The organism is Phenylobacterium sp. Root1290 (assembly GCF_001425305.1).
In the GTDB taxonomy this organism is placed as follows: domain Bacteria; phylum Pseudomonadota; class Alphaproteobacteria; order Caulobacterales; family Caulobacteraceae; genus Phenylobacterium.
Map to the genome: position 1 here is coordinate 565,066 of NZ_LMEE01000002.1, position 21,678 is coordinate 586,743.

At 69.4% G+C, this 21,678-nt stretch carries 28 protein-coding genes; 12 read left to right on the forward strand and 16 right to left on the reverse strand.

The features are described from left to right. Window positions 1-33 precede the first annotated feature (33 nt). Genes ASC79_RS12185 through ASC79_RS12205 form a run of 5 tightly spaced genes read right to left on the reverse strand, consistent with a single transcriptional unit; the run spans window position 34 to window position 3,454 of the window. On the reverse strand, window positions 34-732 hold the full coding sequence (locus ASC79_RS12185; protein WP_056016460.1) for a glutamine amidotransferase: 699 nt from the start codon (window positions 730-732) through the stop codon (window positions 34-36). After that, window positions 732-1,976, reverse strand: a complete 1,245-nt coding sequence (locus ASC79_RS12190) for a CCA tRNA nucleotidyltransferase (RefSeq protein WP_369817257.1) — start codon at window positions 1,974-1,976, stop codon at window positions 732-734. Before ASC79_RS12190 ends, ASC79_RS12185 begins: the two co-directional genes overlap by 1 nt. Next, window positions 1,973-2,248 (reverse strand): DUF6111 family protein, encoded by a 276-nt coding sequence (locus ASC79_RS12195; protein WP_156378254.1) that lies wholly within the window; start codon window positions 2,246-2,248, stop codon window positions 1,973-1,975. Before ASC79_RS12195 ends, ASC79_RS12190 begins: the two co-directional genes overlap by 4 nt. After that, the gene (locus ASC79_RS12200; protein ID WP_056016466.1) at window positions 2,241-2,882 is read right to left on the reverse strand and encodes a CoA pyrophosphatase; all 642 of its coding nucleotides are present in this window, start codon (window positions 2,880-2,882) and stop codon (window positions 2,241-2,243) included. Before ASC79_RS12200 ends, ASC79_RS12195 begins: the two co-directional genes overlap by 8 nt. Continuing rightward, the gene (locus ASC79_RS12205; protein WP_056016474.1) at window positions 2,879-3,454 is read right to left on the reverse strand and encodes a DUF1285 domain-containing protein; all 576 of its coding nucleotides are present in this window, start codon (window positions 3,452-3,454) and stop codon (window positions 2,879-2,881) included. Before ASC79_RS12205 ends, ASC79_RS12200 begins: the two co-directional genes overlap by 4 nt. A gap of 135 nt (window positions 3,455-3,589) precedes the next feature. Here ASC79_RS12205 and ASC79_RS12210 point away from each other — a divergent pair, with 135 nt between their 5' ends. The 3 genes from ASC79_RS12210 (at window position 3,590) to ASC79_RS12220 (ending at window position 6,031) form a co-directional block, all read left to right on the forward strand. Then, entirely contained in the window at window positions 3,590-3,985 is a 396-nt protein-coding gene (locus ASC79_RS12210; protein ID WP_056016477.1) for a DUF1801 domain-containing protein, read from the forward strand. 20 nt (window positions 3,986-4,005) lie between these two features. Beyond that, a complete protein-coding gene (locus ASC79_RS12215) occupies window positions 4,006-5,025 on the forward strand; it encodes a helix-turn-helix domain-containing protein (RefSeq protein ID WP_156378255.1) in 1,020 nt (339 codons plus the stop codon). A gap of 85 nt (window positions 5,026-5,110) precedes the next feature. Then, entirely contained in the window at window positions 5,111-6,031 is a 921-nt protein-coding gene (locus tag ASC79_RS12220) for an alpha/beta hydrolase (protein WP_056016483.1), read from the forward strand. On the opposite strand, the gene ASC79_RS12225 is transcribed toward ASC79_RS12220, so the two are convergent. After that, complete coding sequence (locus tag ASC79_RS12225) at window positions 6,021-6,506, reverse strand: GNAT family N-acetyltransferase (protein WP_056016486.1); 486 nt, start codon at window positions 6,504-6,506, stop codon at window positions 6,021-6,023. The genes ASC79_RS12220 and ASC79_RS12225 overlap by 11 nt on opposite strands. Window positions 6,507-6,746: 240 nt before the next feature. Here ASC79_RS12225 and ASC79_RS12230 point away from each other — a divergent pair, with 240 nt between their 5' ends. From ASC79_RS12230 to ASC79_RS12240, 3 genes are all read left to right on the forward strand, one after another. Further along, window positions 6,747-8,000, forward strand: a complete 1,254-nt coding sequence (locus ASC79_RS12230) for an MFS transporter (RefSeq protein ID WP_056016489.1) — start codon at window positions 6,747-6,749, stop codon at window positions 7,998-8,000. Window positions 8,001-8,032: 32 nt separating this feature from the next. Further along, a complete protein-coding gene (locus ASC79_RS12235) occupies window positions 8,033-8,962 on the forward strand; it encodes an SDR family NAD(P)-dependent oxidoreductase (protein WP_056016492.1) in 930 nt (309 codons plus the stop codon). A gap of 144 nt (window positions 8,963-9,106) precedes the next feature. After that, window positions 9,107-9,400 (forward strand): hypothetical protein, encoded by a 294-nt coding sequence (locus ASC79_RS12240; protein ID WP_056016495.1) that lies wholly within the window; start codon window positions 9,107-9,109, stop codon window positions 9,398-9,400. Here the strand turns inward: ASC79_RS12240 and ASC79_RS12245 are convergent. Continuing rightward, window positions 9,397-9,999, reverse strand: a complete 603-nt coding sequence (locus ASC79_RS12245) for a GNAT family N-acetyltransferase (protein WP_056016497.1) — start codon at window positions 9,997-9,999, stop codon at window positions 9,397-9,399. The genes ASC79_RS12240 and ASC79_RS12245 overlap by 4 nt on opposite strands. A gap of 68 nt (window positions 10,000-10,067) precedes the next feature. Between ASC79_RS12245 and ASC79_RS12250 the strand changes: the two genes are divergently transcribed. Then, on the forward strand, window positions 10,068-10,466 hold the full coding sequence (locus tag ASC79_RS12250; RefSeq protein ID WP_056016500.1) for a hypothetical protein: 399 nt from the start codon (window positions 10,068-10,070) through the stop codon (window positions 10,464-10,466). Between the two features lie 11 nt (window positions 10,467-10,477). Here ASC79_RS12250 and ASC79_RS12255 read toward each other — a convergent pair whose 3' ends face one another. Next, window positions 10,478-10,915 (reverse strand): tautomerase family protein, encoded by a 438-nt coding sequence (locus tag ASC79_RS12255; protein ID WP_056016503.1) that lies wholly within the window; start codon window positions 10,913-10,915, stop codon window positions 10,478-10,480. Between the two features lie 92 nt (window positions 10,916-11,007). On the opposite strand from ASC79_RS12255, the gene ASC79_RS12260 reads away from it, so the two are divergent. Then, a complete protein-coding gene (locus ASC79_RS12260) occupies window positions 11,008-11,559 on the forward strand; it encodes a TetR/AcrR family transcriptional regulator (RefSeq protein ID WP_056016506.1) in 552 nt (183 codons plus the stop codon). Window positions 11,560-11,717: 158 nt separating this feature from the next. Here ASC79_RS12260 and ASC79_RS12265 read toward each other — a convergent pair whose 3' ends face one another. Next, the gene (locus ASC79_RS12265; RefSeq protein WP_056016509.1) at window positions 11,718-12,140 is read right to left on the reverse strand and encodes a helix-turn-helix domain-containing protein; all 423 of its coding nucleotides are present in this window, start codon (window positions 12,138-12,140) and stop codon (window positions 11,718-11,720) included. Between the two features lie 44 nt (window positions 12,141-12,184). On the opposite strand from ASC79_RS12265, the gene ASC79_RS12270 reads away from it, so the two are divergent. Next, window positions 12,185-12,874: a cation transporter gene (locus ASC79_RS12270; RefSeq protein ID WP_082532090.1), complete on the forward strand. Its 690-nt coding sequence runs from the start codon at window positions 12,185-12,187 to the stop codon at window positions 12,872-12,874. Window positions 12,875-12,902: 28 nt separating this feature from the next. Then, window positions 12,903-13,253, forward strand: coding sequence for a DUF3147 family protein (locus ASC79_RS12275; protein WP_056016512.1), 351 nt, complete (start codon window positions 12,903-12,905; stop codon window positions 13,251-13,253). Between the two features lie 96 nt (window positions 13,254-13,349). Here ASC79_RS12275 and ASC79_RS12280 read toward each other — a convergent pair whose 3' ends face one another. Further along, on the reverse strand, window positions 13,350-13,856 hold the full coding sequence (locus ASC79_RS12280; protein WP_056016517.1) for a GNAT family N-acetyltransferase: 507 nt from the start codon (window positions 13,854-13,856) through the stop codon (window positions 13,350-13,352). Between ASC79_RS12280 and ASC79_RS12285 the strand changes: the two genes are divergently transcribed. Further along, a complete protein-coding gene (locus ASC79_RS12285; RefSeq protein ID WP_056016520.1) occupies window positions 13,855-14,196 on the forward strand; it encodes a TfoX/Sxy family protein in 342 nt (113 codons plus the stop codon). The two genes, ASC79_RS12280 and ASC79_RS12285, sit on opposite strands and share 2 nt — an antisense overlap. A gap of 162 nt (window positions 14,197-14,358) precedes the next feature. Here the strand turns inward: ASC79_RS12285 and ASC79_RS12290 are convergent, their stop codons facing one another. The 4 genes from ASC79_RS12290 to ASC79_RS12305 form a co-directional block, all read right to left on the reverse strand. Then, entirely contained in the window at window positions 14,359-15,216 is an 858-nt protein-coding gene (locus ASC79_RS12290) for an NAD(P)-dependent oxidoreductase (protein ID WP_056016523.1), read from the reverse strand. After that, window positions 15,213-16,172, reverse strand: a complete 960-nt coding sequence (locus tag ASC79_RS12295; RefSeq protein ID WP_056016525.1) for an oxidoreductase — start codon at window positions 16,170-16,172, stop codon at window positions 15,213-15,215. Before ASC79_RS12295 ends, ASC79_RS12290 begins: the two co-directional genes overlap by 4 nt. A 3-nt stretch (window positions 16,173-16,175) precedes the next feature. Next, complete coding sequence (locus ASC79_RS12300) at window positions 16,176-16,955, reverse strand: enoyl-CoA hydratase-related protein (RefSeq protein WP_056016528.1); 780 nt, start codon at window positions 16,953-16,955, stop codon at window positions 16,176-16,178. A 213-nt stretch (window positions 16,956-17,168) separates the two neighbouring features. Beyond that, window positions 17,169-18,233, reverse strand: coding sequence for an MBL fold metallo-hydrolase (locus ASC79_RS12305; RefSeq protein ID WP_056016531.1), 1,065 nt, complete (start codon window positions 18,231-18,233; stop codon window positions 17,169-17,171). A 164-nt stretch (window positions 18,234-18,397) separates the two neighbouring features. Here ASC79_RS12305 and ASC79_RS12310 point away from each other — a divergent pair, with 164 nt between their 5' ends. Then, the gene (locus ASC79_RS12310; protein ID WP_056016534.1) at window positions 18,398-19,720 is read left to right on the forward strand and encodes a hypothetical protein; all 1,323 of its coding nucleotides are present in this window, start codon (window positions 18,398-18,400) and stop codon (window positions 19,718-19,720) included. A 75-nt stretch (window positions 19,721-19,795) separates the two neighbouring features. Here ASC79_RS12310 and ASC79_RS12315 read toward each other — a convergent pair whose 3' ends face one another. Then, window positions 19,796-21,178, reverse strand: coding sequence for an RNB domain-containing ribonuclease (locus ASC79_RS12315; protein ID WP_056016537.1), 1,383 nt, complete (start codon window positions 21,176-21,178; stop codon window positions 19,796-19,798). A gap of 114 nt (window positions 21,179-21,292) precedes the next feature. Further along, window positions 21,293-21,418, reverse strand: coding sequence for a hypothetical protein (locus ASC79_RS21650; protein ID WP_255352739.1), 126 nt, complete (start codon window positions 21,416-21,418; stop codon window positions 21,293-21,295). Between the last annotated feature and the right edge of the window lie 260 nt (window positions 21,419-21,678).

Genomic DNA, 21,678 nt, shown 5'->3' on the forward strand with positions numbered 1-21,678 from the left:
AGGGGAGAGGCCGGGTGAGGGGTCGGCGACGCGCTAAGCCGTCTCGATGAACCTCTGCAGCCAGGCGCCGACCCGCAGGCGGTCGTCAGGCTGCTCGTAGCTCATCACCGCGCGGTCGGCCTCCTCATGGGTCAGCCGCGTGCCGCGCCGGGTCTCGATCAGCGCCTTGGCGTAGTCCGGTTCGAATTCCGGGTGCAGTTGGATCGAGATCGCCCGCGCCGCGCCATAGTCCAGCATCCCCACCGGGCAGAAGTCGTTGCCGCCGATGACGCGGGCGCCCGGCGGCGCATCGACCACCTGGTCCTGGTGCGATCCCGGCACAGCGATCGGCTCGCCGCTGTCCATCCAGCCGCGCGCCTCGTCCAGCCGGTAGCGCTGCAGCCCCAGCCCCCAGCCGTTGGGCGACTTGGTCACCTTGCCGCCGAACGCCTGGGCCATGATCTGGTGGCCGAAACAGACGCCGACCAGCGGCGCCTGGCCCTTGGCGGCGCGCAGGAAGTCCTCCAGCGGCGCGATCCAGGGCTCAGGGTCATAGGCGCCCGCCGACGAGCCGGTGACCAGATACGCCCCGCAGTCGCTCACCCCGGACGGCAGCTCTCCCGCCGCCACGTCGAACACCGCATAGTCATAGGCCCCTTCGCCGAACAGCCGCCGGAACATCGACGGATAGCTGCCATAGCGTCCGCGAATCTCCTCCGGCGGCGCACCGGTCTCCAGAATGCCGAGCTTCATCAGTAGGCCATACCCTGCGCCACGGCCTTCAGCTTCTCGATGGCCGAGAACTTGTCGTCGATGAAGTCGTGGTCGATCCACCAGTCCTCGACCTCGCGAAGGACCTGGCCGACCATCGGCCCCTTCGGCACGCCCGACTTGATCACATCCTCGCCGCTCAGCGGGAACGGCGGCGGGGTCCAGCTCTCGGCCAGGGCCAGCAGGCCGCGCCACTGGTGCGTGGCCGCCGATCGATCCGAGCGCGCCCAGGCCAGCTTGATACGGTCGCTGAAGGTCTGGACGCCGATCTTGTAGACGGCCCTGCGGCTCTCGCGCGGGCTCATCCAGGAGGTGATGCGCGGGGTCTTGCCCATCGCCGCCGACAGCCGGTCACGCTGCTCGTTCGACAGCCGCAGCGCCTCGGCCGCCTTGCCAGCGCCGATCTCGTTGTCGGGCAACAGGGTCGCCAGCCGCAGCACCGGATCGCAGTTGAACAGCTGCTCGGTCTCGACCTCGACCAGTTGATTGAAGGCGGTCAGATCCGTGGCCGAAGGCAGCAGCTGCGCCAGCACGCCGGTCTTGGCCATCAGCGCCACCGCCGGGCGCGGGTCATAGGCCGCCAGCAGCTTCAGCAGTTCCTTGGCCACGCGCTCGGCCGCCAGGTTGCCCATCAGCTCGCGGCCCGCCTCGCAGGCGGCCAGGGCGGTCGCGTCGGGCTCGCCCTTGCCGTACCAGGCCAGGAACCGGAAGAAGCGCAGGATGCGCAGGCTGTCCTCGGCGATCCGAGTCGCAGCGTCCCCCACGAACACCAGCCGCCCCGCCTTGGCGTCGGCCACGCCCGTTCCGGTCGGGTCGGTCAGATTGCCCAGCCGGTCCGCATAGACGGCGTTCATCGTGAAATCGCGGCGCTGGGCGTCCTCGGCCCAATCCTGGGTGAAGGCCACCACCGCGCGGCGCCCATCGGTCTCCACGTCCCGGCGCAGGGTCGTCACCTCGAAGGGCTGGCCCTTCACGATCGCCGTCACCGTGCCATGTTCGACGCCGGTGGGCGCCACCTTGATGCCGGCGCTCTGCAGCGCCTTGGTCGCCTCGTCCGGGGTCAGGGTGCAGGCGATATCGACATCGTCCACCGGCTGGCCCAGCAGGGCGTTGCGCACCGCGCCGCCGACGAACCGCGCGCATCCCTCGCCCCCGGCGGCTTCCAGCGCCTCCATCACCGGGGCGGCGGGCTTCATCCAGGGCTTTTCGCCGATGCTCTGCGTCACTTTGCGGGCGCCTTCTTCTCGAAATGTCCCGGCGACACGCGGCCGCCGGCCTCCACTTCCGCAGGAACATAGGTTTCCCCGCGGTTGTCGCCATGGAAAAGCGCGGTCGCCAGCAGCGAAACGGCCAGCAGCACGCCGGCGATGGCCACCAGCCATGTCCAGGGCGTCGCGCCCATCGGCCGCCCCGTGCGCAGCGCGACCTCGCGCCAGATGAACCAGATGACGAAAGGCGCCGCCACCAGCAGCAGCCGAGGGGCGAGTTCCCTAAGCAACCGCCGCCCCATAGAGCCGGTCGTAGAGCGCCCGCAGCATCCCGGCCGTCGCGCCCCAGATGAAGCGGTCCTCATGGGTCATGGCGTAGAACCGGCGCAGCTGGCCGTCCGGGCCCTGGCGCTCATGCTGTTCGTGGTTGGCCGGGTCCATCAGGAACCCGAACGGCGTCTCGAAGATGTCGGCGACCTCGGCCGGATTGGGCGTCAGCGAGAACCCCGGCTGAATGAAGCCCACCACAGGCGTCACCAGGAACCCCGTCCCCGTCCGGTAGGGCGAAGACAGCCCCGCCAGCGTCACGTAGTCGGGCGCCAGCCCAACCTCCTCATGCGCCTCGCGCAGGGCCGTGACCGGGCTGGTCTCGCCGGGATCGCGACGGCCGCCGGGCAGCGCGATCTGGCCGGTGTGGCTGCGCAGCGTGTCGGACCGCCGGGTCAGCAGCACCGAATAGCCGTGCGGCCGCTCGATCAGCCCAACCAGCACCGCCGCCGGCTTCAGGCTAACGGGTTCGTTCGGAAAGGCGTTGGGTCCCAGATCGAAGTCCGAGGCCGCCGCGCCGGGCGGCTCGGCGTCGAGCGGGTCGAGGTGCCCCGAGATCCACTCGCGCAACTCCGCCGGTCTGGCGCTCGGGCTCACAGCTGGTGCGCTCCGGCCGGGCCGACCGGGAACCAGGCGCCGTTCGATTCGACCCCCAGGCGCGGCCCCTCGGGCGTGTCCCGCTCCTGCGCCAGCTCGACCAGCTCATAGAACACCGGCCGGGCGATCAGCGCGTCCAGGCCCCGCCGCACGTGCAGGTAGGGCCGCGGCTCGCCGGTCGCGGCGTCCATCTCCACCCGGATCTCGTTTTCCGGCCCGGCGACCACCTCGTCGCCGACATTGGTCAGGAACTTCAGCCCGTCGGCCTCGTGGTCCACCCGCGTGGCGATGAACGGTGCGTCCTCGACCGTGATCTTCATCTTCTCCACCGGCGTCACCAGGTGGAAACCGTCCGGATCCTTGCGCAGCACGGTCGAGAACAGCCGCACCAGCGCCTCGCGCCCGATCGGCGATCCCTCATGGAACCAGGTCCCGTCCTTGCGGATCACGATGTCGATCTCGCCGCAGTGGGCGGGGTTCCACAGGTGCACCGGCGGCAATCCGCGCCCGGGGGCCTGCTTGGCCGCGGCGATGACGCCCTCCAGGCCGGGCTTCTTTGTCGTGTCTCCCATGCGCTGAAGGTAAGGACGCCCGCGCGCCGCCTCAACGGCCTTCTTCACAGGTCGGCGCAGCGGCGAGGAATCCGGGTGTCGACAGGCCCCGCCCGCTCGCCCCAAAATGGCAGGGCCCGCCGAAGGACCTGCACCATGACCGACAGCTCCGAATCCCCGTCCCAGCAGATCGACGCGCGCATCAATGACCTGGGCGACTGGCGGGGCGAGACCCTCGCCCACGTCCGCAGTCTGATCCACCAGGCGCTTCCAGAGGTGATCGAGGAGGTGAAGTGGCGCGGCGTTCCGGTCTGGTCGCACGATGGGATCATCTGCACCGGCGAGACCTACAAGGCCTACGTCAAGCTCACCTTCGCCAAGGGCGCGGCCCTCGACGACCCCGCCGGCCTCTTCAACGCCAGCCTCGACGGCAATGTCCGCCGCGCCATCGACATCCCGCAGGGCGCCGCCCTGGACGAGGCGGCCTTCAAGGCCCTGGTCAGCGCCGCCGCGGCCCTGAACAGCGCCTCCAAGAAGCCCCGCAAGGGCTGACGGCTGCGGCGGCGATGCCCTTGACCGATCTCGACATGGCGCTGCGCGGCGCCGTCACCGTTCTCGCCTTCCTGGTCGCGGCCCTCATGCTGCGCGACCATCGGGGGCGGCACAGCGCCCGACTGGCCGCGGCCTTCGCGCTGGGCGTCGCGGCCCACGCCTGGTGCGCCGCGCCGGGCTTTGCCGCGTCGACGGGCTGGCTTCATGCCGTGCTGCTGGCGCTCAGCGCCGGCAATGCGGTCGTGGGCTGGCTGGTGGCGGCTTCGCTGTTCCGCGCCACTTTCCGCCCTCGTCCCTGGCATGGCGCGATCTGGGGTCTCGTCGCCGCACTGGGCTTCGCCGCGGCCGCGCCAGGCCTGGTGGCGACGGCCACCGACGGCCTTCGCCTCTCCGTCACCGCGATCGTTCTCCTGCTCTCCGCAGGTGCGCTCACCGAAGTGTTCGCCAGCTGGCGCGATGACCTGAGCGACGCTCGGCGGCGGCTGCGCCTGATCGTCGTCGTCAGCCTGGCCGGCGCGACCATGCTGAACGCCGCGTTGTTCGCCGCCTTCGGCCCATCGTCCCGCGCCGACCTGGTCAGTCTCGCGACGATCGCCGCCGTGCTGGCCGGTTTGGGCGCCGTATCCTGGGGGCTGCTCAATCTGCGGGCCGGCGACCTCTTCGACCGCCCGACGCCCCCCGAGCCCGCGGCCAGTCCCGAACGCGCGATGATCGAGCGTCTCGAACGCCTGATGACCGTCGAGCGCGCCTATCGCGAGGATCTCACCATCGGCCGCCTGGCCACGCGCATGGGGCTGCCCGAGCACCAGCTTCGCCGCCTGATCAACAACGGCCTGGGACATCGCAACTTCTCGACCTTCATCAACGGCTATCGGATCGCCGAGGCGCGGCAGGCCTTCGCCGATTCCAGCCAGGCCGAGGTTTCGATCCTGACCATTGCGCTCGACACCGGCTTCGCCTCGATCGGCCCGTTCAATCGCGCCTTCAAGGCCCAGACGGGGCTGACCCCCAGCGCCTACCGCAGGACGGCCCTCGCCTAGCAGGCTGGCCGATTTCGAAAACGGCCAGACGGGCCGGGCGGCGCGTGCGGACGTCGCCGCCGATCTGCTGTTCGAAGAGGCTCCCATGACCATCAAAGCCGCCGCCCGCACCCTGTTGTGCGGGCTCCTGACCCTTGCGCTCCTGCCGTCCGCCGCGCTTGCGACCCGGCCACCGGCCGCGGCGCTGGACGCCGCCGGCGCGCCGCCGCTCTCGCAATATCGGGCGCGTGACGGGGCCGCCCTCGCCTACCGCGCCTATCCGGGCGGACGCCGGGTCGCGATCCTGCTCCACGGGTCGGCAGGACAGTCCCTGACCATGAATCCCCTCGCCAGGTCGCTGAACGCCGCCGGCGTCAGCGTCTATGTCCCGGACGTCCGCGGCCACGGCGCCTCGGGGCCGCGCGGCGACATCGCCTATGTCGGCCAATTGGACGACGACCTCGCCGACTTCGTCGCCGTCGTCCGGCGCCAGCGGCCGGACGCGGAAATCACCCTGGTCGGCTTCTCCGCCGGAGGGGCGTTCGCATTGCGCGCCGCGGGCGGCGCCAATGAGGCCCAGTTCGACCGGTTCATCCTGCTCGCCCCGGCGATCCCCTTCCCCTCGAAGATCGCGCGCAGCGGCGGCGGCTGGGCGCACATCGACGTGGTCAGGATCGTTCTCATCATGGGCCTGAACCGCCTGGGCCTTCACGGCTGGGACGGGGCGGAGGTGGCGCGTTTCGACGTCCCGCCGCAGGTCGCCGGCCTGATGACGCCCGCCTACTCCTATCGCCTGGCGATGAACTACGCGGTCCGCGATCATCGCGCGGCGCTGCGGAACGCCGATCGGCCGATGCTCGTGCTGGTCGGCGCCGAAGATCAGCAGTTCTACGCCGACCGCTACGGGCCCGAGTTCCAGGGCGCCAATCCCAAGGTCCGCGTCCAGCTCGTCCCCGGCCTGGACCATGTCGGCCTCGTGACCCGACCGAGCGGCCTGGCCGCCATCACCGCGGCCTTTACGCCGTGACTGGCCCCGACAGCGCGTCGACGCCGCGCGCCAGCACCCGGCGCTGATCGACCGGACCCGGCATCCGCACGCCCTTGCAGGGCGCGGCGGAAAATCCGAAGCGGCCGAAATAGGGTTCGTCCCCGACCAGCAGCACCGGATAGCCGGCGGCTTGTGCGGCGGCGCAGGCCCGCGCCACCAGCTCGCCGCCGGTGCCGAACTTGCGGCCCTGGGCGCGCACGGCCAGCGGGCCGAGGAACACTGCGGGCGTCCCGCCCACATGCACCTTCCACATCCGCACCGAGCCGACCAGCAGCCCCTGGTCCCAGGCGCAGAACGACATTTCAGGACGGAACTCGGCGAACTCGCGCACGCGCTCGGACGACTTCACGAAGCGGCCGGGACCGAAGGCATGGTCCAGCAGCGCCTCGATGGCGTCGGCGTCGGCGGGTTGTTCTTGGGTGTAGGAAAGGGCCGGGTCGGCGGGATCGATCATGAACGTCTTTGCGGATGACGGGGACGACGGGGTCCGCCGCCAACGCGCATCGGCGCCGGCGTGCGGGGCTCTAACTGGCGCGGCGGGCGCGCCCGGTTCGTCGCTGGCGTCGCATGGACGTCTTCCAGATCGTTCACAGGAAGCGCGGCGCATAAGGCCATGACAGCCCCGCGTCAATCGCGCGTTGCGGCGCAGGTCTTCGCGGGCCAAGTTGCGCAGCCTTCAAGTTCCCGAGTCCGCATGTCCGATCACGCCGCCGACCAGCCGACCACCGCGCGCGAACTGCTCGCCCACCGCGACTACATGCTGTTCTGGTCGACGCGCGTCGCCTCGACCCTGGGCGTGCAGATCCAGAGCGTCGCGCTCGGCTGGCAGGTCTACGCCGTGGCGCGCCAGACCCACAGCGTCGCCCAGTCGGCCTTCTATGTCGGCATGATCGGGCTGGTGACCTTCATCCCGGTGCTGCTGCTGGCGCTGTGGGCCGGCGAGGCCGCCGACCGCTACGACCGCAAGCGCATCCTCCAGCTCTGCTACGCGGGCGAGATCGCCTCCGTGCTGCTGCTGCTGGCCGCCACCCTGTTCGGCTTCGCGACCATCCCGCTGCTGCTGGGCGTGGCCGTGCTGTTCGGAGCCAGCCGCGCCTTCATGGGCCCGGCCGGCACCGCCATGGGGCCGATGCTGGTGCCGCGCAGCCTGCTGCCGCGGGCCATCGCCTGGAACTCGCTGGCCTGGCAGGGCGGTTCGATCATCGGCCCGGCGCTCGGCGGGGCGCTGGTCTCGATCTCGCCTGCCGCCGCCTACGGCTCGACCTCGGCGCTCTATCTGATCGCGGTTCTCACGGTGTCGCTGATCGCCATGAACACCAAGCCGGTCACCCAGCCCGGCTCGCGCTGGACGCTGATCAAGGAAGGCCTCGGCTACGTCTGGCACAACAAGATCGTCTTTGGCGCGATCTCGCTCGACCTGTTCGCGGTGCTGCTGGGCGGCGCGACCGCCCTGCTGCCGGTCTACGCCCGCGACATCCTGCACGTCGGCCCTGAGGGCTTCGGCATGCTGCGGGCCGGCCCGGCCATCGGCGCCACCCTGGTCGCCATCTGGCTGGCGGCCAATCCGATCCGCTCCAACGCGGGCCCGATCATGTTCGTCGGCGTGGCGATCTTCGCCCTGGCCACCATCGTCTTCGGCCTGTCCGAGATCTTCTGGCTGTCGGTCGTCGCCCTGGCCGTGCTCGGGGCCGCCGACATGCTCAGCGTCTATGTCCGCCAGACCCTGGTGCAGATCGTCACACCCGACCAGATGCGCGGCCGTGTGGCGGCGGTGTCGTCGTTGTTCATCGGCGCGTCGAACGAATTGGGCGAGTTCCGCACCGGCGTCGCCGCCCGCTTCATGGGCGCTGTCGGGGCCGCCGTCTCGGGCGGCGTGGCGGCTTTGATCGTCACCGGCGTCTGGGCGAAACTGTTTCCCGCCTTGCGCAAGGCCGACCGGCTCGAATAACAAACACGGTATTCTTTTAGGGAGATAATTGGATGGGTGCTCTTTCAGGCAAAGTCGTCCTGGTCACTGGCGGCGGTAACGGCATTGGGCGCGATTGCGCGCTGATCGCGGCTCAGGAAGGCGCGAAGGTCGTGGTCAACGACCTCGGCGGCGGTCTTGGCGGCGGCGACGAAGGCTCGGCTGGTCCGGCCGAACAGGTGGCGGCCGAGATCCGCGCCGCGGGCGGCGAGGCGGTCTCCAACTCGGACAGCGTCACCGACCTCGACGCCGTCTACGGCATGGTCGAGCAGGCCAAGAAGGAATTCGGCGGTCTGCACGCCGTGATCAACCCGGCCGGCATCCTGCGTGACGTGATGTTCCACAAGATGACCGAAGCCGAGTGGGACGCGGTCATCGCCGTCCACATGCGCGGCTCGTTCAACGTCGCCCGCGCCACCATCGAGCTGTTCCGCGAACAGAACGACGGCGCCTACATGTTCTTCACCTCGACCTCGGGTCTGCTGGGCAACATCGGCCAAGCCAACTACGGCGCGGCCAAGATGGGCATCGCCGGCCTGTCGCGGATCATCGCCATGGAAGGCGCGCGCAACAACGTGCGCTCCAACTGCCTGGCGCCCGTCGCCTGGACCCGCATGACCCAGTCGGTGCCGGTGAAGGACGAAGCCGCCGCCGCCCGCCGGGCCGTGATGGCCGAGAAGATCCGCGCCGACCAACCGGCCCGCTTCTCCGTCGCCATGATCACCCCGGCCGCGGCCAGCGTCTCGGGCCAGGTGTTCGGCGCCTCGGGCGAGAACATCATCCTCTACAGCCAGCCGCGTCCGATCGAGACCGTGACCAAGGAAGAAGGCTGGACGGTCGAGACCATCCTGTCGGAAGCCGTGCCGAAGATGGAACCGAAGTTCACCCCGCTCTCGCGCCCGCCGCTGGCGAGCCAGGGCGCCGCTCCGGCCAAGGCCGGCTGATCGGCCCCATAGGCTAGGACTTCAAGGCGGCGGCTCCTTTCAGGGGCCGCCGCTTTTCTTTGCGCGCTCGCAATCGCTTACGCTGCAAGGGTTGCTGGCCCGAAACTTGCTTAACGCCAGGCGTCCCTTCGACAGGAGCGCCCCATGTCCGTCAGCAGCGCCGGCCCCGCCGGCTGGTACGCCCAGCCGCAGTTCACCTCCCCTGCCGGCAAGGCCAAGGAGAGCGAGCAATCGGCCAGCAAGCTGCGCATCGAGGAGCCGGCCAAGCCCGACCGGACGATGACGCCGGAGGAAGAGGAGAAGCTGAAGAAGACCCTCGCAGGCATGGCCGCGGGCGACTTCCAGAAGATCCTCCAGGAGGACGCCCAGCGCGCGGCCGACAAGCGCGCCGCTGAAGGCCGCGATCCGGCCGGCGCGATCCTCGACATCCGCGCCTAGAGGCGGTGGGTCCGCACCCACTCCTCGCGGGTCAGCTCCCAGTACAGCGAGCGTCGCGTGGTCCCGTCAGGCCGCACGCTTTCCACCTCGCCCATCCGCCGAAACCCCGCCGCATCGATCGAGGCGGCCGAGCGCACATTGTCCAGCGCCGCGGTCAGCGCGATCAGCCGCACGCCCAGATGCTCGAACATGAAGGCGATCGAGCGGGCCACGCCCGCCTTGCCGCTGTGTGAGTTCTGCAGGTCCGCGCGCCGTGCGCCGGCGATCTCCGCCGCCGACCGATCGGGCCAGACGGTGAACCGTGAATAGCCCGCCACCTCGCCGGCCTCGTCCACCGATACGCTCAGGATGCACTCGCCCTTCTGGCGCAGCGCCTCGCTCGCTTCGACCCAGCGGCCGACATTGGTCTCGTTGATCGGCCGCGGCAGGTCATAGATCGGGTCCGACACCTTGGGGTCGGCCAGCAACGCCGTCAGCCCCGCGACATGCTCGGGGCCGGCGATGATCATCGCCTCGCCGCCCGCCCCGCGAACCGCCGCGCGGATCGCCGCGTCTTCTTCCGGGCTCACCTGCAGCACCGTCTTGGGTGGCGCGCTCATGGCTGTTCCTCCGCTCCGCCGGTTGGCCCGGCCTTTGCTCAAGCCTAGCGCAGTCAAGGAGCCTTCGCATGCAAGTCGGCAGTTCAAGCCTCGCCAACAGCCTTTTCTCCACCGATACGCTGAGCAAGATCGGCCAGCTCGGCAAAACCGACTCGGCAAAACCCTCCGCCGCCGCCGAAGCCGCGCGCAAGGCCGAGCTCGCCCAGTCCACCCAGCGCGCCGTGCTCGACGAGATCCGCGAGAAGGGCATCTACGCCTGGGCCCAGGAGCAGAAGCTCGAGAAGCTCAAGGAAAAGATCGAGGCCGAGGTCAAATCCGCCAACCCCGACGCAGATGCCGCGACCGTCGACAACGAAGTCGCCCGCCTCGTGAAGGAGGCGATGGAACAGGCCCTGAAGACCGAGGCCGCCGAGTCCGCCAAGCGCGGCGAACCCGCCAAGCCGATGATCATCGACATCTCGGTCTAGGATCGACGCAGTCAGGCCGTCTCGCGCGGCCCCACCGGGCTGGGCTGGTTCTCGGTCCGCCAGCGGATCTCGTCCTGCGTGCCGGGCAGCGGCGGGCGGTAGCCCTGGATCGACCACAGCTCATAGGACGTCTCGTCGATGTGGTACTCCCAGTTGAGGCCGCGGTCGCGGACGTAGGGCGCCAGCGCCTCGTCGGCCATCTGGATGAACCTCGTCCTGATCTCGGCCGTCGGCATGGTCCGGGCGATGTGGTCGATCCAGATACGCACGAAATTGTCGACGCTCTCGCCGCCGATGAAGAACGAGTCGGCGGCGACTTCCTGGAACACCACCCCGACATAGAACTTCGGCAGGCCGCGGGCGTAGAGCGCGGTGATCGCCTCCGACAGACCCTTCTTGTCCTCCAGGCTGAACGCCCCGACCGGGTGATAGATCTTCCAAAGCGGCATGGATCGGCTCCTTGGGCGGCTTCAGCGCCGCCTTGACTTCAATAATGATGATCATCATCATTGAGTCCATAGGGTCGTCAAGAGGCAAGCCGATGAAGATCAGCAAGGCGCAGGCAGGCGAGAACCGCGAGAAGATCGTCGGCGCCGCCGCCAGCCTGTTCCGCGAGCGCGGCTTCGACGGGGTCAGCGTCGGCGACCTGACCCGCGCCGCCGGCTTCAGCCACGGCGGCTTCTACAACCACTTCCAGTCCAAGGACGCCCTGGCCGCGCAAGCTCTGGACAGCGCCTTCAAGACCATGGCCGGCCACCGGGAGCGCGCCCGCGACCTGCCCGAAATGCTCACCCACTACCTGTCCCAGGCCGCGCGCCGCGCGCCGGGCAAGAGCTGCCCCGCCGCCGCCCTGGGGGGAGACGTCGGCCGCCAGCCGGACGACCTGAAGGCCGTCTTCGCCGCCGGCGTCGAACAGATGATCGTCTCGGTCGAGGCGCGCCTGCCCGACACCCCAGATCGCCGCCAGCGGGCGCTGGGCGTCGTCACCCGCATGGCCGGCGCCCTGATGCTCGCCCGCGCCGTCCCCGACGGCGCCCTGGCCGACGAACTGCTGGAAACCAACCTGAAGCTGGCGATCGCCGAAGCGCAGTGAGCCCTTCGCCAACAGCGACTAAGACCCACCCCAGGTCACCCTGTTAGCTCCCTCTCCCCGCGTGAGGGGAGAGGGCTGGGGTGAGGGGTCAAGCGACGCACAGCGGCGCCCTCCAGCCTCCGGGAGCGGAACCGCCCGAGCCACCAAACTCGGCCCGCCTAGTGCTCGCCGCCGCAGTGCGAATGGTCGGCCAACGCCTCGATCACCCGGCACTCGCCCACCGCCCCGTGGTTGCAGGTCTCCAGCATCCGAGACAGCTCGCCCTTCAGCGCCGTCAGCTTGGCGATCTTGCCCTCGACCGCGGCCAGGTGCCGGCCGGCGATCTCGTCGACCGGTCCGCAGGACCCGTCCGGCCGGTCGCTCAGCTCCAGCAGCGTACGCAGGTCCTCCATCTCGAAACCCAGCTCGCGGGCGTGGCGGATGAACGACAGCCGCCGCACGTGCCCCGCGTCGTACAGCCGGCGGTCGCCCTCGCTGCGGGGCGGCGCGGGCATCAGGCCGGCGCCTTCGTAGAAGCGGATGGTGGTCACTTTCACGCCGGCCCGGCGCGAGAGTTCGCCGATCGAGATATCGCCCGCCATTCGCCTCTTGCTCCTACAGTGACTGGAGGATGCAACATCTAGGCATGACCTTCGAGATCGTCCACCACAAGGCTCCGCCGCCCGCCCCCGAAGGCGCCGCCTGCGCCGCCGCCGGCTGCGGTTGCGAGGCGGCCGCCCGCGCCGTCGAGAACGGCTCTCCCGCCTTCCGCCGCGCCGTGTGGATCGTGCTTGGCCTCAACGCCGGCATGTTCGCGCTCGAGGTCGTCCAGGGCCAGCTCGCGGGCTCCATGGCCCTGCAGGCCGACGCCCTCGACTTCGCAGGCGACAGCGCCACCTACGGCCTGTCGCTGTTCGCCCTCACCCAGTCTCTCTCGTTCCGCTCCAAGGCCGCCCTGGTCAAGGGCGTCAGCCTGGCGATCATGGGCGTCTACGTGCTCGCCGCCGCCCTCTGGCGCACCTTCGTGGACGGCACGCCGGACGCCGTCACCATGGGCTGGGTCGGCGCGCTCGCTCTTTCAGCCAACGTCATCTCGGCCCTGCTGCTGCTGCGCTTCCGCGACGGCGACGCGAACGTCCGCTCGGTCTGGCTCTGCTCGCGCAACGACGCCATCGGCAATGTCGCGGTGCTCTGCGCCGCAGGCGTCGTGGCCTACACGGCCACCAAGTGGGCCGACCTGTTTGTCGCCGCGATCATGGCCAGCCTGTTCCTCTCGACCGCCTCGTCCATCATCAGGCAAGCTCGCGGCGAGTTGAGGCTCCAGGCCGCCGCCTAGGGGCGCGTCAAGTCGGGGGAGTACAGGCGTGGTCTATCTGGTCATCAAGGCGCTGCTGTCGGGCGCGATCATTGCGGCGGTGTCGGAAATCGCCAAGCGCAGCCCAGGCTTCGGCGCCCTGGTCGCGTCCCTGCCGCTGGTCTCGATCCTCGGCATGATGTGGCTGTGGCGCGATACGGGCGACGTCCAGCGAATGGCCGCCCACGCCGAGGGCACCTTCTGGTTCGTCCTGCCCTCGCTGCCGATGTTCCTGCTGATCCCGGCCCTGCTGCGCCGGGGCATGGCCTTTTGGCCGGCCCTGGCCATCGGCTGCGCCCTGACCATCGGCCTCTACCTCGCCATGACCTGGATCGGCCCCCGGTTCGGCCTGAAGCTTTAGACCCACGCTCACCCCGGCCCACCGCAGAATTCCTCCTCTCCCCTTCCGAGGGGCGAGGTTGGGTGAGGGGTGAGCGACGCGGAGCGGCGCCCTGCTTCAGCTCTCCGCCAGCGACTTCAGCGGCATGTCCGTCAACCGCCGCACGATCCACTCGGTCTGCGCGCTCGCCCCCAGCGAATCGTAAAACGCGATCGACGGCGCGTTCCAGTCCAGCACCGACCACTCCAGCCGCGCCAGGCCCTCGTCCTGGCATCGCTGGGCCAGCCGCCGCAGCAACGCCTTGCCGGCCCCAAGACCCCGCGCCTCCGGAACCACGAACAGGTCTTCCAGATAGATCCCGTGCCGCCCCCGGAAGGTCGAGTAGTTGTAGAACCACAACGCGAACCCGACCGGCGTCCCGTCCGCCTCGGCGATGTCGCAGAACGCCCGCGGATGCTCGCCGAACAGCGCCGTCTCGACGTCGGCCTGCGTCGCCTCAACCTCGTGCAGCAGCTTCTCGTATTCGGCCAGCGCCCGGATGAAGCCGTAGATCAGCGGCGCGTCCGCCGGGATCGCCGGCCGCACTTGCACCTTGGCCGCGGCGGCGCTCTTCTCCTGGCTCATGCCCGTCTCTCCCGACTTCCTCGACTACGTGCTCGAGCAGCTGCATCCCCTCGGCGGGATCACCCATCGACGGATGTTCGGCGGGGTCGGCGTCTCGCGGCATGAGCTGTTCTTCGCCCTCATCGCCGACGACGTGCTCTACTTCAAGGTGGACGAGACCAGCCGCCCGGATTTCGAGGCCGCCGGCTGCGAGGCCTTCAAGCCGTTCGGCGGCGACAAGGCGATGAGCTACTGGACCGTGCCCATGGAAGCCCTCGAAGACCCCGACGAGATGGCCGCCTGGACGACGCGCGCGCTCGACGCGGCGATGCGCGCGAAGACCGTCAAAAAGAAACGCTGACTAGCTCCCTCTCCCCGCTTGAGGGGAGAGGGCTGGGGTGAGGGGTCCGCGACGCGCAGCGGCGCCCTCCGGCCTCACAGATCGCCGAACCGCCCGAGCCCCCTCACCCTCCCCTCTCCCCCAAAAGGGGCGAGGGAAACGGGCCGTGCCGGGCGTGAATCCCTACCCGATCACTACCCCAGGCGGCGGCTTGCTGCTCTCCGGCACGAAGAAGTCCGGCATCAGCTTCGTGGTCGGATCGACCCGGTACTTGTCGAAGTCCCGCTCGCCCTCGTCGTAGAGGAAGCTGTCGTCGATCAGGAAATTGCCGCTGAACTCGCGGCTCGGCTTCTCGAAGATCGCATGCGCCGCATCGGCCATGATCTCGGGCGTGCGGCAGGACTTCATGCCCTCCTCGCCGGCCAGGGCGAACTGGATCGCCGCGGTGGCGATGCCGGTGCGCGGCCACAGGGCGTTGAACGCGATCCCGTCCTCGCGGAACTCCTCGGCCATGCCCAGCACGCACATGCTCATGCCGAACTTGGCCATGGTGTAGGCGACGTGCCCCTGGAACCACCGGGGGCTCATGTCCAGCGGCGGCGACAGCATCAGCACGTGCGGATTGGCCGCCTTCTTCAGGTGCGGGATGCAGGCCTTGGAGGTCATGTAGCTGCCGCGCGCATTGACCTGGTTCATCAGGTCGTAGCGCTTCATGTCGGTGGCCAGCGTCGGGGTCAGCTGGATGGCCGATGCGTTGTTCACGCAGATGTCGATCCCGCCGAACGCGGCCACGGTCTTCTCGACCGCATCGTAGACGCTGGCCTCCTCGCGGACGTCGACGATCAGCGGCAGCGCCTTGCCGCCCGCCTTCTCGATCTCCTCGGCCGCCGAATAGATCGTGCCCGGCAGGTGCTTGTGCGGCTCGGCGGTCTTGGCGGCGATGGCGATGTTGGCCCCGTCCCGCGCCGCGCGCAGCGCGATGGCCAGGCCGATGCCGCGGCTGGCCCCGGTGATGAAGAGCGTCTTGCCGTTCAGGCTCATAGCGTCACTCCCGTGATCTCTTCCGACAGCGCCCACAGCCGCTCGGCCGATTCCGGGTCGAGCGCATGGGGCATGACCCCCTTCACCGGGTTGTCCTTGCTCCAGGGCGCGGCCTCGGCGCAGTCCTCGAGGTAGAGGCCGCCGACGCCTTCCAGCTCCTCGCCGACCGCGGCCCAGACGCTGGTCGAGGCGCCCTGCTCAGGGGTCTTGAAGCCCTCGCGGACGTTGCCCTCCTCGTCCATCCAGCCCATCGCCACCATCTCCTCCTTGGGCAGGTAACGCTGCAGCGGGGTCATGATCCCGCCGGGCATCACGGCGTTGGCGGTGATGCCGTGTTCCTCGAAGCGGGCGTTGTAGCCGACCGCGAACAGCGAGTTGGCGGTCTTGGACTGGCCGTACGCCTCCCACTTGTCATAGGGCCGCGTCAGGTAGTTCGGATCGTCCCAGTTGATGTCGCTGCGCCGGTGTCCGATCGAGGACAGCGCCACGATCCGCGCCAGCCGGTCCTCGTCCGAGGCGTTCAGCAGCGCCCGCGTCAGCCCCATCGCCAGCACGAAGTGGCCGAAGTGGTTGGTGCCGATCTGCAGCTCCAGGTCCTCGGCCGTCCGCAGCAAGGGCGTCGCCATCACCCCGGCGTTGTTGATCAGGATGTCCAGCGGCTGGTCGCCCCAGGCGTCGACGAACGACCCCACCGAGCCGAGGCTGGCCAGGTCCAGGGTCCCGGCCACCACCTTGTCGGCGCCGATCGCCTCGTTCATCGCCATGGCCGCCTTCTCGCCGGCCACGCGGTCGCGCACGGCCAGCATGACGTCCGCCCCCGCCGCGGCCAGCGCCTTGGCCGTCTCATAGCCGATCCCGCTGGCCCCGCCGGTGACGATGACGTTGCGGCCGGACAGGTCGTGGTCGCCGGCCACCACGCGGGCGGGGGTGAAGGCGCCGAAGCGGGAGCGGATCATGGGTCAGGACACCTTGCTGAAGTCGGGAGCGCGCTTCTCGGCGAAGGCGGCGAACGCCTCCTTGGCCTCGGCGGACTTCAGCTGGGCGGCGAAGTGCGCGCCTTCCTCGTCCATGCGCTGGGCCAGGCCCGTCTCATCGCGCATCAGCGCCTTGGTGATCACCACCGCGGCCGGCGGACGCGCCGCCACGGCCTCGGCCGCGGCGCGGGCCTTGGCGCGCACCTGGTCCAGCGGTACGACCTCGTTGGCGATGCCCCACTCGACCGCCTTCTTGGCGTCGACCGCCTCGCCCAGCACGAACATCGCGAACGCCCGCGCATGGCCGATCCGGCTCGGCAGGGTGATGCTGGACGCGGCTTCCGGCACCAGCGCCAGGTTCACGAACGGCGTGGTCAGCAGCGCGTTGTCGGCCAGATAGACCAGGTCGCAGTGCAGCAGCATGGTGGTGCCGACCCCGACCGCACGGCCGTTCACCGCCGCGATCAGCGGGGTCTTGGCCCGCGCCAGCGCCGCCAGCAGCGGATTGCCGCCGCGCCGCGCCTCGTTGGCCGAGGACTCGCCGGCGTTCACCGCGGCGAAGTCGCTGATGTCGTTGCCGGCGGTGAACATGTCGCCGTTGGCCTGGATCAGGACGCAGCGCACGTCCTTGTCGAACTCGGCCTGATCGATCGCGTCGCCCAGCGCCTGGTACATGTCCCGGGTCAGGGCGTTCTTCTTGTCAGGGCGGTTCATGGTCAGGGTCAGAACCCCGCCGGACTTCTCGATCAGAATGTGTTCGGACATTGAAATGCGCTCCATAACTTACGCCGTATGCTAACGCGGCGCGGGGCTGCGACGCCATCATTTCGTGTCATCCCGGTTTCGGCGCAGCCGAAGACCGGACCCATGAACACCTGATGGACGAGGCAAGCCAACGGCCTCTCCTCATCCTGCCAACTCAGCCGCGAATGGTTCCCGGTCTTGCTTCGCAAACCGGGATGACAGTTCGGGCCCGCCCTAAGCCGCCCGGTACCAGATCACCCCGGCCTCGTCGGGCTCGGCGACCGCCTGGCCGCGCGACATCAGGCAGTTGAGGTGCGCCAGGCTCTCGCCCGTGGCCATGCCCAGCACCCACTGGTCGATCTTGCGGCGGAACAGCACCGGGAACACGTCGACCGCCCGCTTCGGCTCGCCGATCAGCTTGTGCAGCCGCGTCAGCCCGCGCTCGTGGCCGCCGATCAGGTGGTCGATCCGCGCATGCAAGCCGAAGAACGGCTCGTTGTGCGCCGGCAGCACCAGGACGTCGTCGCTCACCCGCGCCTTGATCGCCGCCAGGGTCGTCAGCCACTCGGTCAGCGGGTCGCCGTCCGGCTCGGTCGGGAACACCGACACGTTCGACGAGATCTTCGGCAGAACCTGGTCGCCGCTGATGAACAGCTTCAGGTCCTTCTGCCACAGGCAGACGTGCTCGGGGCTATGGCCCGAGCCGACCACGACCTCCCAGGGCCGGCCGCCGATCTCCACCACGTCGCCGTCGCAGAGCCGGCGGAAGGCGTCGGGCAGCGCGTGCAGTCCCTTGCCGAAGCCGCCGAACCGGGCGCGGTAGTTCTCCAGCGCCTCCTCGTCCCAGCCGGCCGCGCGGTAGAATTCCAGCGCGTCGGCCGGCGCCTCGCGGCCGGTGTCGGCCGCCAGCGAGCGGCACATCAGGAACTCCAGGCGGCTGATCCACAGCCGGCACTGGAACTTGCGGGTCAGCCAGCCGGCCATGCCGATGTGGTCGGGGTGCATGTGGGTGACGAACACTCGTGTCACCGGCTTGCCGGCCAGCACCCCGGCGAACGCCTTGCGCCAGGTCTGCTGGGTGTCCGATCCGCCCATGCCGGTGTCGACGATGGCCCAGCCCTCGCCGTCCTCGATCGCCCAGACATTGATGAAGGCCAGCGAGCCGCCCAGCGGCATCCGCAGCCACTTCACCCCGGGCGCGACATCGACGGCCTCGCCCAGTTCGGGACCTTCCGCGAACGGATAGCTCAGCCGCGCCCGCGCGGTCTGCTCCTGCGTCTCTTCGAAACCGTCGCGCAAAGCCAGATCCCCTTCTCGTTCCCGCCCTATTTTTGACCGCACTCTTGGTCAGGGCAAATGCAACCCGCAGCCGCGTTCAGACGTCATTCACGACGAACTTGACCCATTGGCGCTGTGGGGGCTTATGTCCGCGCAATAGGGAACCACCCAGGAGTTTTTGAACCATGAGGCCATTCATCACGGGGCTGGCCGCCACCTTGGCCTTGCTGGCCTTGGCGCCGGCGGCCGTCTCGCAAGGCAACAAAGCCGCCGAGATCTCGGAAAAGGCGCGCACCCAGGGGATGGCCGAGGCTCCGGCCCTCGCCAAGGCCGCCGGCATCGCCTGCAACGTCACCGACGCCTTCTTCATCGGCAAGACCGAAGACAAGAAGGCCAAGACCAAGACCAGCTACTTCGAGATCGACTGCGACCAGGGCGTCGGCTTCGTGCTGTCGGCGGTCGAGGGCGGCGCGACGACCTCGTTCACCTGTATCGAGGCCAACACCCCCGGCCCGGACGGCAAGCCGTCCAACCTGGCCTGTAAGCTCCCCGGCAACGCCGATCCGAAGGCCGACCTGGCCGGCGTGCTCGCCGCCGCCAAGGTCCAGTGCACGCCCGAGGCCGTCCGCGGCATCGGCCAAAGCGCCAGCGCCACCTACCTCGAAGTCGCTTGCCAGGGCTCGGCCCAGGGCTACGTGCTGAAGACCAGCGCTCCGATCGACGCGGCCAAGCCGGTCGAGGCCAGCGACTGCATGCTGTACGACGGCGGCTCCAGCAACATCTCCTGCAGCCTGCGCACCAAGGAAGAGCGCCTGGCGGTGGTCGACGCCGTCGCGGCCCAGGCCAACAACGGCTGCACCGTGAAGGACAAGAAGTACCTGGGCATGTCCCAGACCGGCTCGTCGTTCTTCGAAGCCGCCTGCGCCGACGGCAAGGGCTACCTCTACCGCGTCGACGCCGGCAAGCTCGCTCAGACCTATGAGTGCGCCAAGGCCCAGGGCGTCATGGGCGGCTGCACCCTGACCGACACCAAGGAAGCGGTCACCGAGCAGAACGGCCTCTACACCCGCCTGGCCAAGTCGGCCGGCTTCAACTGCGACGTGTCGAAGTACGCGCCGTTCCCCGGCCCGGCCGGCAAGGACATCGTCGAGATGGCCTGCTCGAACCGTCCGGACGGCGGCGTCGGCGTCTTCGGCGGCCCGAACGACAAGCCGATCGTCTACGACTGCGCCCGCGCGCCGATCGCCGGCTACCGCTGCTCGTTCACCAAGCTGGACGTCAACAGCTACGGCTCGGTCACCGCCGACCTGAAGAAGATGGGCAAGGCTGACTGCGCGGTCTCCAACGCCCGCGTCATCGGCAAGACCGCCAAGGGCACGACCTACATGGAAGTCGCCTGCGCCGACGGCCTGAAGGGCTATGTCATGGAGTACAGCGCGGACCTGACCCCGCTGGCCACCACCGGCTGCGCCTTCACCAAGGACTGCAAGCTGCCCGGCAACGTCTAAGCCGCGCCAGCAACGCCAAAGCGAAAGGCCCGGGGGCGACCCCGGGCCTTTTTCTTTGCCTGCTGCGGCCGCCTCCTAGGCGACCCGCTCGAACACCGCCGGCGGCGCGTCGGGGTTGGCGGCGGCCAACCGCACCTGCAGCGCATCGCCGACCTCGACCTTGTGGGCGGTGATCCGCGCCACCACCGGCAGCTCGCACAGCTGCATCCGCGCGCCCCGCTCGTCGATGTCGGTGACCACCGCGCGGAAGCTCTCGCCCTCGCGCCCGTGCAGCATCACGCTCTCGGCCAGGTCGATCACCGCGCGGTCGATCTGGCCGGCCTGGGCGTCGGCCCTCGCCATCACCTTGGGCAGCTTGGCGAACGCCTCAACCGCCGCGGCCAGCGGCGGGCGTCCGTTGGCGATCGCCAAAGCGGTGTCGACCACATAGCGGTCGGCCAGCCGCCGCAGCGGCGCGGTGGCGTGGGCATAGGTCGCCGCCATCGCCGCGTGCCAGGGCGGCGCGCCTTCGGAATAGGGCACATAGGTCGCCGCCGTGCTGGCCCGGCGGATGGCCAGCATGAACGCCGCCGCCTTCGGATCGTCTGGATCCAGGGTCAGCTCGTACTGCGCCAGGCTCGCCATCTGCGGCCACGCCAGCCCGAACGCCTTGGCGGTCTGGCGCAGACGCTTGACCGCCCGCTCGTCGGGCTCGGGCATCACCCGGAACAGGCCGGTCTGGTGCGCCTGCAGCAGTTGGGCCACCGCCATGTTGGTCGCCAGCGACAGCGCCGCGTTCTGGTCCTCCGCCGGCGTGCGCGGACGGAAGCGCAGTTGCAGCCGCCCGTCCACGCTCGCCACCTCCTGCTCGGGGGGATCCACCCGCGAGGCGCCGCGCCGCGCCTCGGCGCCCCTCACCCGTTCGGCCAGCTCGGCGAAGCCGTCCGGCAGCTCGGCCGGCGTGACCTTGTCATAGGCCAGCTTGGCGACGCTGCGGATGACCGCCCGCTCGACGCCGTCCAGCATCGCCTCGCCGTCGGGCGCGACCCGCACGGCGAAGACCACCGCCGGCCGCGGTCCGGTCGGCAGCAGGCTCGCCGCCCCCTCGCTCAGTTCGCGCGGATAGAGGCTCGCCTTGCCATCGGGCAGATAGAGCGTCGCGCCCCGTTTCCAGGCTTCCTGATCCAGCAGGTCGCCGTCGCGCACGAACCACGAGACGTCCGCAATCGCATACTGCAGCAGCAGGTCATCGCCGCTGCGCTCGATGGTGAAGGCCTGGTCGAGGTCGGTCGAGGCCGCCGGGTCCAACGTGACGAACGGCCGGTCGGTGCGGTCGACATGCTCGCTCAACGGTCGCTGCGCGGCGGCCTGGGCCGCGGCCCGCACCTCGGGGGGAAAACCGTCTGGAACCTTGAAGCGGGAACGAAGGCCGGCCAGGCCCTGACTCAACGCATTGTGCGGATCAACGAGCGTCTTCATGCCCAAGCTCTGTCAGGCCCGCCCGCCGCTGTCATCCCCCGTCGCCGGCGGCTCGCCCAAACGAAAAGGCCCGCGGATCGCTCCGCGGGCCTTGCTCGTCATTCGGTCGCGCGCTTAGGCGTGCGAGAGCAGGTGTTCGGCTTCGCCGCGCAGGCGCGCCAGGACCTTGCCCACGAACGCGTTGGTCGCGCGGTAAAAAGCCAGTTGGCCTTCGACGTTTTCGTATTCAGCAAACAGCATGATCGCCTCCAAGTGCTGAGCGCTACCTATGCTGCGACGCACCCAAAATCAATGGTGCGTCGCAATATTTCATATTGTGATGAAAAAATGTGAAGCGAGCCCCAGCACCATCCGGGGTCAGCTTTCTGCCCGGACCGGGCGTGATCGGCCGATGCTGCATTGCAAAGGCCGAACGCCTCGCGACCGCCCTCATCAGGGTCATCCCGGTTTGCGAAGCACCTAAAATTCCTCCTGGGGGAGGTGGATCGGCGCGCAGCGGC

Excerpts from the sequence above, each read along its gene's own strand:
- ASC79_RS12220 (WP_056016483.1), top strand. The coding sequence starts at position 5,111 with ATGACCATCAAAGCCGCCGCCCGCACCCTGTTGTGCGGGCTCCTGACC.
- ASC79_RS21650 (WP_255352739.1), bottom strand. The coding sequence starts at position 21,418 with ATGCTGTTTGCTGAATACGAAAACGTCGAAGGCCAACTGGCTTTTTAC.
- ASC79_RS12285 (WP_056016520.1), top strand. The coding sequence starts at position 13,855 with ATGCCCGTCTCTCCCGACTTCCTCGACTACGTGCTCGAGCAGCTGCAT.
- ASC79_RS12310 (WP_056016534.1), top strand. The coding sequence starts at position 18,398 with ATGAGGCCATTCATCACGGGGCTGGCCGCCACCTTGGCCTTGCTGGCC.
- ASC79_RS12225 (WP_056016486.1), bottom strand. The coding sequence starts at position 6,506 with ATGATCGATCCCGCCGACCCGGCCCTTTCCTACACCCAAGAACAACCC.
- ASC79_RS12290 (WP_056016523.1), bottom strand. The coding sequence starts at position 15,216 with ATGAGCCTGAACGGCAAGACGCTCTTCATCACCGGGGCCAGCCGCGGC.
- ASC79_RS12245 (WP_056016497.1), bottom strand. The coding sequence starts at position 9,999 with ATGAGCGCGCCACCCAAGACGGTGCTGCAGGTGAGCCCGGAAGAAGAC.
- ASC79_RS12250 (WP_056016500.1), top strand. The coding sequence starts at position 10,068 with ATGCAAGTCGGCAGTTCAAGCCTCGCCAACAGCCTTTTCTCCACCGAT.
- ASC79_RS12270 (WP_082532090.1), top strand. The coding sequence starts at position 12,185 with ATGACCTTCGAGATCGTCCACCACAAGGCTCCGCCGCCCGCCCCCGAA.
- ASC79_RS12185 (WP_056016460.1), bottom strand. The coding sequence starts at position 732 with ATGAAGCTCGGCATTCTGGAGACCGGTGCGCCGCCGGAGGAGATTCGC.
- ASC79_RS12315 (WP_056016537.1), bottom strand. The coding sequence starts at position 21,178 with ATGAAGACGCTCGTTGATCCGCACAATGCGTTGAGTCAGGGCCTGGCC.
- ASC79_RS12300 (WP_056016528.1), bottom strand. The coding sequence starts at position 16,955 with ATGTCCGAACACATTCTGATCGAGAAGTCCGGCGGGGTTCTGACCCTG.
- ASC79_RS12280 (WP_056016517.1), bottom strand. The coding sequence starts at position 13,856 with ATGAGCCAGGAGAAGAGCGCCGCCGCGGCCAAGGTGCAAGTGCGGCCG.
- ASC79_RS12265 (WP_056016509.1), bottom strand. The coding sequence starts at position 12,140 with ATGGCGGGCGATATCTCGATCGGCGAACTCTCGCGCCGGGCCGGCGTG.
- ASC79_RS12230 (WP_056016489.1), top strand. The coding sequence starts at position 6,747 with ATGTCCGATCACGCCGCCGACCAGCCGACCACCGCGCGCGAACTGCTC.
- ASC79_RS12235 (WP_056016492.1), top strand. The coding sequence starts at position 8,033 with ATGGGTGCTCTTTCAGGCAAAGTCGTCCTGGTCACTGGCGGCGGTAAC.
- ASC79_RS12240 (WP_056016495.1), top strand. The coding sequence starts at position 9,107 with ATGTCCGTCAGCAGCGCCGGCCCCGCCGGCTGGTACGCCCAGCCGCAG.
- ASC79_RS12255 (WP_056016503.1), bottom strand. The coding sequence starts at position 10,915 with ATGCCGCTTTGGAAGATCTATCACCCGGTCGGGGCGTTCAGCCTGGAG.
- ASC79_RS12205 (WP_056016474.1), bottom strand. The coding sequence starts at position 3,454 with ATGGGAGACACGACAAAGAAGCCCGGCCTGGAGGGCGTCATCGCCGCG.
- ASC79_RS12295 (WP_056016525.1), bottom strand. The coding sequence starts at position 16,172 with ATGATCCGCTCCCGCTTCGGCGCCTTCACCCCCGCCCGCGTGGTGGCC.
- ASC79_RS12260 (WP_056016506.1), top strand. The coding sequence starts at position 11,008 with ATGAAGATCAGCAAGGCGCAGGCAGGCGAGAACCGCGAGAAGATCGTC.
- ASC79_RS12210 (WP_056016477.1), top strand. The coding sequence starts at position 3,590 with ATGACCGACAGCTCCGAATCCCCGTCCCAGCAGATCGACGCGCGCATC.